Genomic DNA, 14,933 nt, shown 5'->3' on the forward strand with positions numbered 1-14,933 from the left:
GAGCGCGGTCCGCGCGCTCAGGCCTTGGCCAGCTCCGCCTCGAGGGCCTGCTTGAAAGTGGGATCCTCGGGCGTGGTGTCCGGCGAGAAGCGGCCCACCACCTCGCCCTCGCGGCTCACCAGGAACTTCTCGAAGTTCCAGTGCACCTCGTGCATCGCCTCGCGCTTCATGCCGTACTTCTCCATGCGCGCGCGGAACTGGCTGTGCTCGGGGAACCACGCGTCCGGCCGGGTGTGCGTCAGGTAGTGGTAGAGCGGGTGCTGGCCCGGGCCCTTCACGACAATCTTGGAGAACATGGGGAAGGCCACCCCGAAGTTCGAGCGGCAGAACTCCTGGATCTCCGCGTCGCTGCCCGGCTCCTGCGCGCCGAACTCGTTGGCGGGAAAGCCCATCACCACCAGCCCCTGGCCCTGGTACTGCTCGTGCAGCTTCTCCAGGCCCTCGTACTGGGGCGTCAGGCCGCACTTGGACGCCACGTTGACGAGCAGGAGCACCTTGCCCTTCCAGGCGCCCAGCGTGGTCTCCGAGCCGTCGATGCGCTTGAGCGGCAGGTTCTCGATGTTCTTGTCCATGGGGGTTCTCCAGGGGAGGGGAAAGGGGTCAACCGCGGCGCTGCTCGATGATGCGGGTGAAGGAGCGCTCGTGCAGCTCCGCCACCGTCAGGTCCGTGGCGCGGACCTCCTCGGCAGTGATAGCGCCACACGCGAGCCCGCGCAGGAAGGAATTGAGCAGCCCCTGTCCCGTGGCGGCGTCATCGAACACTCCGCCCAGGCGCGTGGCCTGGGCCGCCTGGGCCACGAAGGACTTGAGCCGCAGCGTGGCGGCCTCCAGGCCCTCCAGGAAGAAGGCGTACACGCTCGCGTAGCGGATGGGGAGCTGGGCCGGGTGCAGGTCCCACCCCTGGTAGAAGCCCCGCGCGAGCGCATGGCGGACGTTGGCGTGCATCAGCCGCCACGCGCGGTGCACGGCCTGGCGGTTCTTCTCGCGCTGGGCCTCCGTGAGGGGCGCCTCGCCCGGCTTGTGGGGGCCCACGGGCAAGAGGCTCGTGGGGCCGTCCACCAGCGCCAGGCCCCGGCCCGCAAGCGCCACCTGCATCACGTCCCGGGCGAAGTCGCACGCCGGGTGGGTGAGCCGCTGGTGCTCGGCGGTGATGTCCATGCTGGCCGTGTAGTCGTAGGGGCCCAGGTGCACGCCCACGCACCGGCCCCGGGCCGCCTCCACCAGCGCGGGCAGCACCAGCCGTCCGTCCGGGCCGTACAGCGCGTGGGACGACTCCACCATCAGCTCCACCTGGATGCTGCCCGGGCGCAGGCCGTGGTGCGTCTCCACGAGCTCGAGCAGGTGCGCCAGGGCGGCGGGCTCCTCGGGCGTGGTCACCTTGGGCAGGGTGACGATGAAGGGCTGGGGCAGCCGGCCCCCGGTGGTGGCGATGAGCGTGGTGAAGAACCGGTCCAGGGTGCGGGTGCTCCGCTCGAAGCGCGCCGGGTGCAGGGGCTTCACGCGGATGCCGAGGAAGGGCGGCAGGCCGCCGTCGGACAGTCCCCGGGCCACCTCGCGCGCGGCGGCCTCGGCGTGGGAGTCCTCCTCCGCGTCCGTCCGAGGGCCATAGCCGTCCTCGAAGTCGATGCGGAGGTCCTCCACGGGCTCGTGCCGCAGCTTGGCGACGACCCGGGCGTGGACCCGCGCGGCGAGGGCCTCGTCCAGTTCCAGGCACTGGGCGAGCGCGTGCGGATCCGGCGCGTACGTGCTCATGGCCTCCAGGGCGCGCTGGCCCATCTTGCGCGCCGTGTCCGCCTTGAACAGGTGGGCCCCGCCGTACAGCGTGTGCACGGGCTGGCGGCCCGGCACGGTGTGGGGCGTGTGCCGGGCGAGCTCCCGGTGGGCATGCTCCAGGGTCGCCCGGACGGTGGCGAGGTGCGTGGGGCCGAAGGCGGGGCTCGTCATGGCGGGGGCCTCAGCTTCCCCGGTAAGTGGAGTAGCCGAAGGGGCTGAGCAGCAGGGGCACGTGGTAGTGCTCCTCGGGCGCGGCGAGCTCGAACACCACGGCGACGTACGGGTAGAAGCCCTTCGTTTGCTGGGCCCGGAAGTACTCGGCGGTGTGGAACGTCATCCGGTAGATGCCGGGCTCCAGGCGCGTGCTGGCCGGGAGGAAGTCGCGCACGCGGCCGTCCGGGTTGGTGGTGCCCCGGGCCAGCTCCCGCCAGCCGTCGGCGGCCTGGTGCTCCAGGGTGATGGGGACGCCCGCGGCGGGGCGGCCCCACTGCGTGTCGAGGACGTGGGTGGACAGGGTGCTCATGGCGCGAGGAGCTTCTCCAGTCGGATGCGGGTGATTTTCGCCTGCTCGCCCGCCGCGATGCGCAGCTCCTGCTCGGGCGGGTTGTCCAGCCGCGCGCGCAACAGGCCGAGCATCTCCCCGGCGCTCTTGCCCGTGGCGCACACGAGGAAGATGAAGCCGAAGCGCGCCTCGTAGTCGCGGTTGCCGTCGGCGAGCGCTTGAATGACGTCCTCGCCCGCGCCCTGCATGCCGCGCTGCTCCTGCTCGCTCCAGGCCCCGGTGGCCTTGTACTTCTCGCGCAGCCGCGACACGTCGCCGATGCGCGGGTGGTGCTCCATCGCCTCGCGCCACTCAGCGGGCCCCGTGGCGGCCCAGTGCGCGTCGGCCTGCTGGTACAGCGCGGCGTCGCTCGCGAAGGGCCGCGCCCGGGCCATGGCCTCGGCCCAGGTGCGCACGCCACAGCAGCGCAGGAACTCCGCCCGGGCCTCCTCGGCGGACAGCCCGTTGAGCCACGCGAGCCGGCTCACGCGACCCGCCCGTTCACCCGCAGGCGGCTGATGCCTCCGTCCGGGAAGATGTTGAGCCGCACGTGGGTGAAGGGGCCCCGGGCACGCAGCGCCTCGCCCTCGAAGTGGTGTTGATGGCTCGCCTGGAGCTTCGTCTTGGGGAGGATCTCCGTCCACGCGATGTCGCGCGCGTTGGCGAAGTCGAGCACCTCCTCGGTGAGGGTGCAGCCCTCCAGCGAGCACATGTCGGGGAAGTTGCCCTTGAAGTGGTTGGTGTCCACCTCCAGGTGCTCGATGTGGCCGGGCACGGCGAGCTTCACGACGATCCAGTCGAAGCCCGGCACGCGCTTGCGGCGCGTCTCCCAACCGTCACCCATGGTGGCCGCGCGACCGGGGAGGATGAGGTTGTCCTTGGGGCCGAAGAAGGAGTCGTTGCAGGTGACGACGGTGCCGCCGTTCTCCGCCGCCGCCAGGTCCACGCGCTGGCCCGCGCGCAGCTTCACCAGGTCTGGCCGCACCACGCCGTGCACCTTGAAGCGCGCCACGCCGCCGTCCGGGAAGATGTTGAGCCGCAGGTGCGTCCAGCGCTGCTCGCTGCCCACGGGGATGTAGTTCTGCGTGCCGCCCACGAGCCTGGTGCGCGGGACGATGGGCGTCCACGTGGCGCCGAGCAGCGAGTCCACCGTCACGTCCCCGTGGACCTCCAGGGCATCCACCGAGGCGTACTCGGGGAAGTTGCCGAGGAAGTGGTTGGTGTCCACGTTCACGCCGCGGATGGTGCCCGGCAGGCCGAGCTGGAGGATGCAGAAGTCATGGCCCGGCAGCGCGCGCTTGCGGCGCGTCTCCCAGCCGTCCATCCACTTGCCGAACTCCGTGTACTTGTCCGGGATGAAGACGCCACGGCCGGGCTTGAGCAGGTTCTCCTTGCCGGCGAAGAACTCGTCGTTGGCGTACAGGGCGCGGCCACCCACCTTCTCGGCGGCCAGGTCGATGAGCTCGGCGAAGGCGACGCGGACCTTGCCTTCCTCGGGTGCGTTCATGGGGTCGGGTTCTCCTTGGGGAGGACTGCTTTATTTCACGGGCCGCGCCGTCTGGGGGCGGCGAATCCATTGGCCGGTGGGGGCGGGGGCGGGGGCGCCGCGCTCGTGGACCTTCTGGCCGCGCACCCACGTCTGCTCCACCACGCCCACGAGTGGCCGACCGGCGTAGGGGGTGAGCTTGTGGCGGTGCAGCACGCCCGAGGCGTCCGGGGTGAAGGGGGCGTCCGGGTCGAAGACGAGGAAGTCCGCGTCCGCGCCCGGGGTGAGCGAGCCCTTCTGGCCCGTGAGGCCGGTGAGCTTCGCGGGGGCGTGGCACATCCAGCGCACGAGCTGCTCCAGCCCGTGGCCGCGCGCGCGCATGCCCGTCCACACCGCGGGCAGGCTGAACTGGAGCGAGGCGATGCCGCCCCACGCCTTGCCGAAGTCGCCGTGCTCCAGGTGCTTGAGCGCGGGCGTGCAGGGCGAGTGATCCGACACCACCATGTCGATGTGGCCGCGCGCGAGGCCCTCCCACAGCCGCTCGCGGTTCTCCGACTCGCGGATGGGCGGGGCGCACTTGAACCAGGTGGCGCCGTCGGGGATGTGCTCCGCGTCGAAGGTGAGGTAGTGCGGGCACGTCTCCACGGTGAAGGGCAGGCCCTCGGCCTTGGCGGCGGCGATGTCCTTCAGCGCGTCCGAGGACGACAGGTGCACGATGTGCACGGGGCCCCGGTGCCTGCGGCACAGCTCCACCATCATGCGGATGGCGTCGTCCTCCCACTGGCGCGGGCGCGAGGCGAGGTAGCTCTGGTAGGTGCGCGTGTCTCCCTCGGGCTGGCCCTCCGCGTCCGTCATCTCCGCGTGGACGATGAGCGGCACGCCCCGGCGCGCGAGCACCGGCATGGCGCGCTCCAGGTCCTCGCGCGTCACGTGGGGGAACTCGTCCACGCCGGACTGGATGAGGAAGCACTTGAAGCCGGTGACGCCGGCGTCGATCATCGCCTCCAGCTCGTCCGTGTTGCCGGGGATGACGCCGCCCCAGAAGCCGTGGTCGATGGCGCAGTGGCCCTCGGCGGCGGCGGTCTTGGTGCGCAGCGCCGCGAGCGACGTGGTGGCGGGAATGGAGTTGAGCGGCATGTCCACCACGGTGGTGATGCCGCCGGCGGCCGCCGCGCGGGTAGCCGTCTCGAAGCCCTCCCACTCGGTGCGGCCGGGCTCGTTGATGTGCGCGTGGCTGTCCACCACGCCGGGCATGAGGACCTTGGGGCCCACGTCCGTCACCGGCAGTCCCGAGGGAATCTCCGTGGGGCCCACCACCGCGGCCACCTTGCCGCCGCGCACCACCACCGCCGCGGGGCGCACGCCCGTGTCCGTCACGACGCGCTCGCCGCGCAGCACCTGGTCCTGGCTCATGGCTCGAACTCCTTCAAATCGAACTTCATCAGGGAAGCGAAGTGGGCGTCCTTGTCCTCGACGTAGAGCTGCCGGGTGATGCCCGACACGAGCCGCGGCAGGCTGTACTTCATGCCGGAGATGCTCGCGCCGCCCAGGCCCAACGAGACGAAGCCGCCAAAGGTGTAGTTGAAGACCGACGCGAGCCAGGGCGCCTGGCCGGGCTGCTTCGCCTGGAACTCGAACGCCGGGCCCAGGTAGGGGTGGCGGCCCAGGTCCTCATGGGCCTCGGCGGGCGGAGGCGTGTAGCGGTCCTTCCACAGCGCGATGTCCTCCACCAGGTTCGCCAATTCCGGCCGCAGCCGCAGGTCCGTCACCGTGCCGCTGCCGATGATGAGCTTGTCGAAGGTGAAGGTGCCCTGAGGCGTGGTCACCTCGGCGGCGTCGCCCACGGCGCGCGTGCTCAGCCAGGGGCTCTCCGGGTGCAGGTGGAACTGGGGGAAGGCGCGCGCCCGGCGGTACGTGTCGGTGGGCGGCAACTGCCCCATCTCCATGATGCGGCGGATGAAGCGCCAGCGGTCCGCGTCCGGCAGGTCGCCGTGGTGCTTGAGGAAGCCCACGAACTCGGCCCAGCGGTAGGCGTTCACCGTGGGCAGCGTCTTGCGGCGGTAGAACAGGTGCACCGCGCCCGCGCCCCGCTCGAGCGCCACCGAGGCGTTGTCGAACGCCGAGGCGCCCGCGCCCAGCACGCCCACGCGCTTGCCACGCAGCGCCTCGAAGTCGATGGCCTCCTGGGTGTGGGCCCACAGCGCGCGCGGCAGGTGCGTCACCGCGGACGGCGCCTCCCAGCGCCCCGAGCCGTCGATGCCCATGGCGAGCACCACCTTGCGCGCCAGCAGCGTCTCCCCGGCGCCCTCGCCCCGCGAGGGCTTCACCGGCACGGCGAAGCAGCCCTCCTCGGGCAGCCAGGTGAGCGCGCCCACCCGCGTCTCGTGGCGCACGGGGATGCCCAGCAGGCGGTGGTACCAGTGCAGGTAGTCCGCCCACAGCTCCTTGGGGATGAGGCCGAGCGACTTCCAGGCCTCCTCGCCGTACTGCGCCTCGTACCAGCTCTGGATGCAGAGGTTGGGCAGGTTGTGGTCCGGGCCGGTGACGTGCTTGGGGGTGCGCAGGGTGATCATCCGCGCGAACGTCTTCCAGGGACCGGCGAGGCCCGCGGGGCTGTCGTCCACGACGAGCAGGTTCGTCACCTTCTCGCGCATCAGGCCGAACGCGGCGGCCAGGCCACTCTGCCCGCCGCCCACGACGAGCACGTCCAGCACCGCACGGCCCTCCCGGGTCTGGCGGGGGAGGACCCAGGAGCGCTTGGGGTAGTCCAGGTGCTCCAGGTCCCGGCGAATCGAGGCTTCCAGCGCGGCGAGGGTCGAGGACGACATGGGCGATAGAAATCATGCCCCGCCCTCGCGCGCCACAGGTCGTCCCCCCGCTTGACCCTCCCCGGAGCGTGTGGTGCGGTCCGTCGGACGATGAACAAGCTCACGACGCTCAGCATCGACAAGTTCCGCAACGTGGCGCCCACCACCCTGGAGTTCCGCCCGGGCCTCAACGTGGTGCTCGGCCGCAACGGGACAGGCAAGAGCACCCTCCTGCGCCTGCTGTCGGCCACCCTGGGCGCCGAGGAGGGGCTGCGCGACGACGCCCTGGAGGTGCGCTGCCGCATCGCCGGCACCGCGCTCGAGGTCGAGCACACCCTGTCCTGCTCGCGCGTGGAGCAGCCCTCGGTGTCCATGGTGTCCGGCGAGTTCGTGAGCGAGACGCTGTCGGTGCTCCAACGGGCCGACACGTTCTTCATCGAGAAAAAGGGCCAGCCGACGCGGCGCTTCCGGGTGCTCCCCAACGACATCTTCCTGGACGGCGAGGAGCCCCAGAGCCGCGTGGATCGGGTCTTCCCGGGAGATCCCATCTGGTCGCTGGGCCTGGCGCTGATGATGGCCCGCCCGGACGCGGAGTCCAAGGCGCTGGCCCAGGAGATCCTCGCCACGCGCATCGTGGGGGCGTACCGGCTGGACGAGGGCACCGAGCGCCTGCAGCGCCTGATGGAGCTGGAGTTCGAGCTGGTGCGCGCGGGCTACCGCGTCAAATCCCCCCGGGGTCCCGAGGAATTCCCCCAGTCCTTCTTCACCATCCTCCGGGGCCCGGTGCCCGAGGGCACGTCGGAGACCTCGCCGCTGGCCTTCCTGGACCGGGCGGCGGCCATCCTTGGCTACGAGTCCGCCGCGGCGCGCTTCGACGTCGAGCGCCTGGGCCCCGCGCCGGGCCAGCAGGTGGTGCGCTTGAACAACCTGCGCTTCTTCTTCAAGAAGCCCGGCGAGGAGGTGTCCCATGACCTGCTCGGCCATGGGCAGAAGCGGCTCCTGTCCTTCCTCGCCTACGCGGACGCCTCGCGGGACATCATCATCGCGGATGACCTGGTGGCGGGCCTGCACCCGGAATGGATTCCCGCCTGCCTCCAGGAAGTGGGCGAGCGCCAGGCCTTCCTCACCAGCCAGAATCCCCTGCTGCTCGATGCCCTGCGTTTCGACAGCGTGGAAGATGTCCGCCGGGCCTTCATCCTGTGCGAGCGCGCCTCGGGCGACTCCGGCACCCAGCTGCTCTGGCGCAATCCCACACACGCCCAGGCCAGTGCCTTCTTCGCCGCGTACGAGAAGCGCATGCAGCGCGTGTCGGACATCCTGCTCACGCAAGGCTTCTGGTAGGCCGAGAGCGGCTCACACTTTTTCGGGTTTAATTTTGAATTACTGTTTAAACACGTTTTCCTCTTCCTGAGAGAGGAGGCGTGCTGTACCTTGCCGCGGCTTGGACCTGGGGCGTGGCCGCCCCTCCGCGGAGAAGGGGACAGACATGCGCGTTGCTCGGGATGTGAGAGGGATTGCTGGGGGCTTCCGGAAGGCCCTGGGGCTGACGTTGGGCCTGGCGTTGGGGTGCTCGGGCGCGCAGGAGGCGCGGCCGGTGTACGAGGGCGAGCTGCGCATGTTCTCCGTGGACCACGCGGACGGCTCGCACCGCATGGGCTATGGCCTGCAGACGGCGGACGGGCGGAGCTTCGAGCTGTCGTTCGACGGCGAGCCGACGGCCCACCCCGGCGACCGCGTCATCATCCAGGCCGAGCGCGCGGATGCGCTCGCGAGCGGCCAGCCCGGTCAGGTGGGTGAGCGGCTGCAGGTGCACGCACTCGAGGTGGTGAAGTCCACGTCGGACCTGGTGACGTCCCAGGACGCGCTGGTGAGTGGCACGCCCCGCACGGTGCGCGTGGCCATCCTCCCGCTGGTGTTCCCCGGCACCACGGCGCGCATCGACACGACCACGTCGCGCCAGCGCCTGGACACGGTGGCCGCGTACTACAAGGAACTGTCCTACGGCGCGTGGACGGTGCAGGGCGACGCGCTGGCGCCGCTGAACGTGGCCAAGCCGGCCAACTGCAACCTGGACACCATCGCCAACGCCGCGCGGGCGGCGGCCAAGGCCGCGGGCCGGGACCTCAGCGTCTACGCGCACGTGGGCTTCGTCATCCCCAACAACCCGGGCTTCACCGACTGTGCCTGCGGCCTCGCCTGGGTGGGCCGGCCCCCGGCGGCGGGCAACGCGTTCGGTGACGGCAGCCTCTACACCTGCACGGACCCCAACGCCTTCGCGCACGAGTTCGGCCACGGCTTCGGCCTGGGGCACGCGTCCACGGCGCGCTGTGGCACGGGCTCGGCCTACAAGGCCAACCCCTACTCGGCCTGTCCTCCGGACGAGTACGGCAACGCCTTCAACACCATGGGCGGCGGCCTGGGGCACATGAACGCCTTCCAGAAGTCCACCATGCTGTGGCTGGACAAGTGCAACAACGTGCGCGTCTCGCGCGATGCCACGTATGACCTGGTGCCCATCCAGAGCGCGTCCAACGGCATCCAGTCCCTGCAGGTCCCCACGGGCGACACGGTGGACGGCAAGCCCCTGTACTTCTGGGTGGAGTACCGCAACCCGGCGCGCGCCTCGTTCAACGCGGGCCCGAGCGGCGCTCCCGAGAAGGACACCGGCGTGCACATCGACGTGGCGCAGGACTTCCGCTCCACCTCCGGCAACCGCAACCCGCTGCTCCTGGACATGGCGCCCAACTACCCCAACACCCACCGCGATCCCCGCCTCACCGCGGGCCGCACCTTCCAGGATCCCAACGGCCGCGTGAGCATCTCCGTGCTGTCGCAGTCGGCGGACAAGGCCTCCGTGCGCGTCACCTTCCCGGGCGGCGGCTCCGGCACCAACACGTGCAGTGACGGCACGGTGCCCGGCGGCGGCACGACGCCTCCGCCCTCGGGTCCCCAGGACGGCAGCATCGTGAGCCTGACCGCGCAGCACAGCGGCCGGTGCATGGACGTGCCGGGCTCCAACACCGCCAGCGGCACGCAGCTGCAGCAGTGGGCCTGCAACGGCACCACCGCCCAGTCCTTCCGCCTCCAGGCGGCCAGCAACGGCGCCTTCAGCCTGGTCAACGTCAACAGCGGCAAGTGCCTGGACATCTCCAACTCCAGCACGGCGGACTTCGGCATCGTGCAGCAGTGGGACTGCAACGGCACCGCCGCCCAGGCCTTCCGCCTGAACAGCAGCAATGGCGGCTACGCGCTGGCCAACGTCAACAGCGGCAAGTGCATCGACGTGCAGAACTCCTCGGTCGACGACGGCGCCAAGCTGGTCCAGTACGCCTGCCACGGCGGCGGCAACCAGACCTGGAACTTGCGGTAGTTGGAGGGGAGGGGGACGCGGGGGTCCGCTCGGAGACGGGGCCCCCGCCGTCCTCTCCTACCGGAGCGCGCGGAAGAACGCGCGCACGTCGTCGAGGAAGAGCTGCGGCTCCTCGACGGCGGCGAAGTGCCCGCCCCGCGGCATTTCCGTGTAGCGCCGCAGGTCGTAGCGGTGCTCCAGCCAGGAGCGCGGGGCCTGGAGGATTTCCTTGGGGAAGAGGGCGGCGGCCGTGGGCACGCGCACCGGCTCGGTCAGGCCCGGCAGGCCCGCGCCAAAGGTCTCGTAGTAAAGGTTGGCGGCGCTCGCGATGCTGTTGGGCGCCCAGTAGAACATCAGGTTCGTCAGCAGCCAGTCCTTGGTGAAGCGGCGCTCCACGTCGCCGTCGCAGTCGCTCCAGGTGCGGAACTTCTCGACGATCCACGCCGCGAGCCCCGCCGGGGAGTCCGCCTGGGCGATGGCGAGCGACTGCGGCTTGGTGCCCTGCACGTGGGAATAGCCGGCCTCGTTCGCCTGGTGCGCGGCCATGCGCTGGCCATACGCCTGGGCCTCGGCGCTCCGCTCCTGTCCCGGAGGCGGCCCGGCGAGCGGCATGTTGAGGTGGATGCCCGCCAGGTGGGCGCCATGGTTGCGGCCCAGCTCCATGGTGACGATGGCGCCCCAGTCCCCGCCCTGCGCGCCGTAGCGCCCGTAGCCGAGCTCCCGCGTCATGAGCTGGTCGAACGCCGCCGCCACGCGCGTGGCGTTCCACCCGGGCTCGCGCGGCTTGCCGCCGAAGCCGTAGCCGGGCAGGGCGGGAATCACCACGTCGAAGGCATCCGCCGCGTCGCCTCCATGCGCGGCGGGGTCCGTCAGGGGGCCGATGAGGTGGTGGAACTCCAGGAGGGAGCCGGGCCACCCGTGGGTGAGCAGCAGCGGCAGGGGCGAGGGCCCCGTGCCGCGCACATGCCAGAAGTGGAGGTCCACCCCGTCCACCTCGCACAGGAACTGAGGCCAGCGGTTGAGCGCCGCCTCGTGCACGCGCCAGTCGTACTTGTGGCGCCAGTGCGCGCACAGCTCGCGCACGTAGGTGACGTCGGCGCCATGGGCCCAGGAGGCGCCAGGCAGCGGCTCCGCATAGCGCGTGGCGTCCAGACGGCGGTGGAGATCCGTGAGGACCTCCGGAGCGACCTCGATGCGATACGGGCGGGGCGGCATGGCGCGACTCCTCCTGAGCGACTGCGGGGTGGGGCTACTTCACGAACTGACTCTCGAAGGTGACCAGCTGCGTCTCCAGCTTCCACTGCAGCGCGGCGCGCTTGTGGGCCGAGAGGAACGCCTGGCAGCCGGCCGACGTGGCCTCCTGGCCGAGCGTGTCCTGGGCGCAGGCGCCCACCGGCTTGGTGAAGTCGTCGCGCTGGGCCCAGAGGCTGTCGCCCTCCACGAAGGCGTGCTGGAGGCTCGCGCGCGCCATGTGCTTGAGCACCGTGTAGTCGAGCTTCTGGTCCGTGAAGGCCGCCAGGTACTCCTGGGTGATGTCGCCGCGCAGGATGCCCGAGTCATCCGTGGCCAGGGCCACCGGCACCTTGTTGTTCAGGTAGGAGGCGAGCGGGTGCTTGTCTCCCGCCGCGCCGAGCAGCACGCGGTTGGACGTCAGGCAGATCTCCACCAGCACGCCCAGCTCGTGCATGTCGTTGAGCAGGTCCTGCGCGCCATCGCCGGCGGTCTCGCCCAGCACGTCCACGCCGTGGCCGATGCGCTCCGCGTGGGCCTTCTCCACGGCCTGGCGGATGTGGAAGCGCAGGTGCTGCTGGTCCTGCGACTTGAGCACCGCGGGGATGAGCTCACCGGCGTGCAGCGAGATGTGGACCGTCTTGCGGCCCGCCGTCTGATCGTTGAAGTCGTCGAGCGTGCCCAGGGCGAACATCTCGTCCTCGTAGTAGGCGAGCGACTTCTCGTTCTCCTCGGGGGACACGAGGTTGACGCCCACCACCTGGGGCACGCGCTGGGCCAGCTCGTAGGCGTGCACCCACTGGCCGAACACGTTGGCGCGCTCCGCGGTGCGGTTGGCCGAGGACAGCAGGCGCAGCTCCACGTCACAGCCGGGGTCGGCCTGGGCCGTGTCACACTTGAGCAGCTCGCGCATGCCCTTGATCGTGGCGGCGATGCTGTCGGCCTGGCGGGTGAGGGAGGCCTGGAAGTCGGGCAGGGCGATGAGCTGCTCGCGCTTGGCCAGCAGCGTCGCCTTGTCCCAGGCGTCGCCGGGGCGGAAGAGCCCCTCGGCGAGCCGGCCGCCCGTGCTCGCGCCAAAGCCCTGCATCAGCTCCACGTACACCTGGTTCTGGTGCCCGGCGCGCGAGACGATGTCCGCGTAGCTGTCGTCGTTGCGCGAGTCGAGCTGCACCGCGCCGTACTTGCCGAAGGCGTCGAAGAAGTGCTGGTGGGCGTCGAGCAGCGGCCCCTGGAAGTTCTCCATGGACCAGGCGCCCAGCACGGCGTCGTGGAAGGCCGCGTCCTCCCACGCGCGCGACAGGGGCGTGGTGCCCGCGGCGCACGGGTTGCTGGCGACGTAGGTCGTCGTGTTCACGCACGCCCCGTCCTCGGCGCCCCACTGGATGAGCTTCTCGGTGGTGATGGCGCCCGAGGTGTGGCTGTGCAGGTCCGCGCCCTTGGGCATCTCGTAGAAGAAGTTGAGCATCGCCGAGGCGTTGCCGCGCAGCGACTCCAGGTGGTCGCGCACCGCGTCCTCGCGCACGGGCTCCGGCGCGGGCGCCGGCGGCGTGGGTTTGACATCTCCATTGCAGGCGTTGAGGCCCAGCGCCGCCAGAACTGCGAGTCCCAGGTTCTTGGTGTTCATCCGGTGTGTGCACGCGGCGGGGTCGGTGCCGCGTGGCTCCCCTTTGCGGAAGGCCCCGCACCTTACGGGGCCCACACCGAGGGTCCGGACGAATTCGCCAGAAGGATGTTCGGAAGGGGTGGTTCGTGCGCGCGCGACTGGAATTTCCCGTTGGGGATGGAGCGGGAGCGGCCCGCAAAAGAATCGGGGAGGAGCCGCCCCCAGCGACCCCTCCCCGACGGATGCCCTTTGCTCTCACTTCCCCCGAAGTGGTCCTGCCCCCGTTACAGCTCGGTTCCCGCTCTGAAAATGTTCGCCCCGTCCCGCCCGTCCAACCCCGCCGCCCGTCCTGCCCCGCCCGTCCCGCCCCGCCCCGCCCGTCTTGCCCCGTCCGACCCGCCCTGACTTCTTGCGTGAGTCCTATAGCAGGGCGCGTGCCAGGGTCCGCGGGCCTGGCGAGGCTCCTGATTTCAAGGGGTTGGACGCGGCCCGGGCCGGAACCTGCCCCGGAGGGCAGTAAGAGTTACGGCGGCGGACGTTGGGCGGGGAAGAAGTTTCTCCAGTCTTCAGGGTGCGGGCGCGGGAGCGCAGCTGTCCTGGGGCCGGAAGGGCAGGGACCACAGCTCGTGGCCGTGCACCCCGTCATTGGCGATGAAGAAGACGTCCCAGCTCGAGCGGGCGAACAGGCGGGGCTCGGCGTCCTGCAGGTGGATGGCCACCGCGTCGAGCGGCCAGGTGTTCTCCGCCGTGCCGTCGCTCGTCCAGGCCTGGTGGCCGAGGCCCGACACCCGCGCGGAGAAGAACAGGTGGTTCTGCAGGGCCACGAGGCCGCGGGGCTCGCCGCCTTCCGCGCCCGGCCGCAGGTCCACCACGAGCGTGGTGCCCACGGCGGTGCCGTCGCTCGTCCACAGCTCCCGGCCGCGCGCCTGGTCGTCCGCGCTGAAGTAGAGCCGCTCCCCGGCGACCACGAGCGACGCGGGCGAGGAGCCGGCCGGGCCCAGGGCGATGTCCGCCACGAGCACCGTGCCCTGGGCCGTGCCATCGCTCTTCCACAGCTCGTCCCCGAGGCTGTCCGTGTCGAACCCCCCGGCGCCCGCGCCGAAGTACAGCCCGCCGCCCATCGCCGTCAGGTCATGCGGCGGCGTGCCGGTGAAGCGCCGCAGGGCGGTGCTGCGCCAGGTCTTGGTGTCGGTGACGTACAGGTCCGTGGCGCCCCGGCCCAGGTGGTGCAGGTAGAAGAGCCGGTTGTTCACCGGCGTGAGCGTCGAGAAGGCCGTCTCCATCGTGGAGCTGAACAGCGGCGTCAGGCCGTTGATGAGGCCGGTGCTCTTCCAGAGCGTGGGCCGGCCCTGCGCGTCGTTGCTGACGAAGACGAGCTGGCGGCTCCAGGAGGTGAGCTGGTGGAGGCCCGCGTCACCCGGGCCGGGCACCAGCTCGTGCAGGAGGGCGGTGCCCGCCTCGGTGCCATCGCTGCGCCACAGCTCGCGGCCGTTCACCCCGTCGTCCGCGGTGAAGTAGAGCACGCCGTTGACGACGAGGAGCTCCTGGGGCCCCGCGCCCGCCTGCCCCGGCCACACGTCCTTCACCAGCACCGTGCCCACGTCGGTGCCATCGCTCTTCCACAGCTCGGCGCCGTGCTCGCCGTCGTTCGCGACGAAGTAGGTGGTGCCCCCCATCTGCACCAGCTCCCGGGCGCCCGAGCTCTCCGCGCCTGGCAGGATGTCCTTCACCAGATGGGTGCCCACCCCGCCGGGCCCGCTGCTCGCCCACAGCTCGCGGCCGTGCTCCCCGTCATCCGCGGTGAAGAACATGCGGCCGCGCAGCCCATCCACCAGCTCGCGCGGGTGCGAGCCGGCCAGCCCCGGCAACAGGTCCCCGCGCAGCGCCGCCGTCCGTCCGCAGGGCAGCCATTTGCCGCCCACCCGCGGCTCCGGGGTATCGGAGCCAGCAGCTCCCGAGGTGGACAGCATCAGCAACGCCAGGGTCGTGGACCAGGACAACATGTGGAAGCACTCCAAGTGGGTGTGTGTGGTCCATGGTGGGGTCCCTGGCTGGAGTGTTCATTCGTTCGGAAGTCGGGGCCTTTCCCCATCCACAAGACAGTCATGGCGGGGTCCTCGGCCCCTGCTTGCTCGGCAGGAGGA

Annotated in this window: 12 protein-coding genes; 2 read left to right on the plus strand and 10 right to left on the minus strand. The window is 71.0% G+C overall.

The features are described from left to right. Window positions 1–17: 17 nt before the first annotated feature. From I3V78_RS06645 to I3V78_RS06675, 7 genes are read right to left on the minus strand one after another with little or no spacing between them, the layout of a single operon-like run. The gene (locus I3V78_RS06645) at window positions 18–572 is read right to left on the minus strand and encodes a glutathione peroxidase (protein WP_204485468.1); all 555 of its coding nucleotides are present in this window, start codon (window positions 570–572) and stop codon (window positions 18–20) included. 28 nt (window positions 573–600) lie between these two features. After that, complete coding sequence (locus I3V78_RS06650) at window positions 601–1,944, minus strand: DUF6986 family protein (protein WP_204485469.1); 1,344 nt, start codon at window positions 1,942–1,944, stop codon at window positions 601–603. Between the two features lie 10 nt (window positions 1,945–1,954). Further along, window positions 1,955–2,296 (minus strand): hydroxyisourate hydrolase, encoded by a 342-nt coding sequence (gene uraH / locus I3V78_RS06655; RefSeq protein WP_204485470.1) that lies wholly within the window; start codon window positions 2,294–2,296, stop codon window positions 1,955–1,957. Next, a complete protein-coding gene (gene uraD / locus I3V78_RS06660) occupies window positions 2,293–2,802 on the minus strand; it encodes a 2-oxo-4-hydroxy-4-carboxy-5-ureidoimidazoline decarboxylase (RefSeq protein WP_204485471.1) in 510 nt (169 codons plus the stop codon). The genes uraH and uraD overlap by 4 nt, the downstream gene beginning before the upstream one ends. Continuing rightward, window positions 2,799–3,821: an allantoicase gene (gene alc, locus I3V78_RS06665; protein ID WP_204485472.1), complete on the minus strand. Its 1,023-nt coding sequence runs from the start codon at window positions 3,819–3,821 to the stop codon at window positions 2,799–2,801. Before alc ends, uraD begins: the two co-directional genes overlap by 4 nt. 30 nt (window positions 3,822–3,851) lie before the next feature. Next, window positions 3,852–5,213, minus strand: a complete 1,362-nt coding sequence (allB, locus tag I3V78_RS06670) for an allantoinase AllB (RefSeq protein ID WP_204485473.1) — start codon at window positions 5,211–5,213, stop codon at window positions 3,852–3,854. Beyond that, window positions 5,210–6,628, minus strand: a complete 1,419-nt coding sequence (locus I3V78_RS06675) for an FAD/NAD(P)-binding protein (RefSeq protein ID WP_204485474.1) — start codon at window positions 6,626–6,628, stop codon at window positions 5,210–5,212. The genes allB and I3V78_RS06675 overlap by 4 nt, the downstream gene beginning before the upstream one ends. A gap of 90 nt (window positions 6,629–6,718) precedes the next feature. Here I3V78_RS06675 and I3V78_RS06680 point away from each other — a divergent pair, with 90 nt between their 5' ends. Both I3V78_RS06680 and I3V78_RS06685 read left to right on the plus strand, forming a co-directional pair. Beyond that, window positions 6,719–7,948, plus strand: a complete 1,230-nt coding sequence (locus I3V78_RS06680; RefSeq protein WP_204485475.1) for an AAA family ATPase — start codon at window positions 6,719–6,721, stop codon at window positions 7,946–7,948. A 145-nt stretch (window positions 7,949–8,093) separates the two neighbouring features. Then, window positions 8,094–9,977: an RICIN domain-containing protein gene (locus tag I3V78_RS06685; RefSeq protein WP_204485476.1), complete on the plus strand. Its 1,884-nt coding sequence runs from the start codon at window positions 8,094–8,096 to the stop codon at window positions 9,975–9,977. Between the two features lie 57 nt (window positions 9,978–10,034). Here I3V78_RS06685 and I3V78_RS06690 read toward each other — a convergent pair whose 3' ends face one another. From I3V78_RS06690 to I3V78_RS06700, 3 genes are all read right to left on the minus strand, one after another. Further along, complete coding sequence (locus I3V78_RS06690; RefSeq protein WP_204485477.1) at window positions 10,035–11,171, minus strand: epoxide hydrolase family protein; 1,137 nt, start codon at window positions 11,169–11,171, stop codon at window positions 10,035–10,037. 34 nt (window positions 11,172–11,205) lie between these two features. Continuing rightward, on the minus strand, window positions 11,206–12,810 hold the full coding sequence (locus I3V78_RS06695; RefSeq protein ID WP_204485478.1) for an amidohydrolase family protein: 1,605 nt from the start codon (window positions 12,808–12,810) through the stop codon (window positions 11,206–11,208). Window positions 12,811–13,355: 545 nt separating this feature from the next. Then, on the minus strand, window positions 13,356–14,792 hold the full coding sequence (locus I3V78_RS06700) for an ELWxxDGT repeat protein (RefSeq protein WP_204485479.1): 1,437 nt from the start codon (window positions 14,790–14,792) through the stop codon (window positions 13,356–13,358). Window positions 14,793–14,933 lie beyond the last annotated feature (141 nt).

The sequence above is a fragment of the Archangium primigenium genome (assembly GCF_016904885.1).
GTDB lineage: Bacteria > Myxococcota > Myxococcia > Myxococcales > Myxococcaceae > Cystobacter > Cystobacter primigenius.

Coding starts and splice junctions, on each gene's coding strand:
- I3V78_RS06680 (WP_204485475.1), top strand. CDS start 6,719: ATGAACAAGCTCACGACGCTCAGCATCGACAAGTTCCGCAACGTGGCG.
- I3V78_RS06675 (WP_204485474.1), bottom strand. CDS start 6,628: ATGTCGTCCTCGACCCTCGCCGCGCTGGAAGCCTCGATTCGCCGGGAC.
- I3V78_RS06685 (WP_204485476.1), top strand. CDS start 8,094: ATGCGCGTTGCTCGGGATGTGAGAGGGATTGCTGGGGGCTTCCGGAAG.
- I3V78_RS06645 (WP_204485468.1), bottom strand. CDS start 572: ATGGACAAGAACATCGAGAACCTGCCGCTCAAGCGCATCGACGGCTCG.
- I3V78_RS06695 (WP_204485478.1), bottom strand. CDS start 12,810: ATGAACACCAAGAACCTGGGACTCGCAGTTCTGGCGGCGCTGGGCCTC.
- I3V78_RS06700 (WP_204485479.1), bottom strand. CDS start 14,792: ATGTTGTCCTGGTCCACGACCCTGGCGTTGCTGATGCTGTCCACCTCG.
- allB (WP_204485473.1), bottom strand. CDS start 5,213: ATGAGCCAGGACCAGGTGCTGCGCGGCGAGCGCGTCGTGACGGACACG.
- I3V78_RS06690 (WP_204485477.1), bottom strand. CDS start 11,171: ATGCCGCCCCGCCCGTATCGCATCGAGGTCGCTCCGGAGGTCCTCACG.
- I3V78_RS06650 (WP_204485469.1), bottom strand. CDS start 1,944: ATGACGAGCCCCGCCTTCGGCCCCACGCACCTCGCCACCGTCCGGGCG.
- alc (WP_204485472.1), bottom strand. CDS start 3,821: ATGAACGCACCCGAGGAAGGCAAGGTCCGCGTCGCCTTCGCCGAGCTC.
- uraH (WP_204485470.1), bottom strand. CDS start 2,296: ATGAGCACCCTGTCCACCCACGTCCTCGACACGCAGTGGGGCCGCCCC.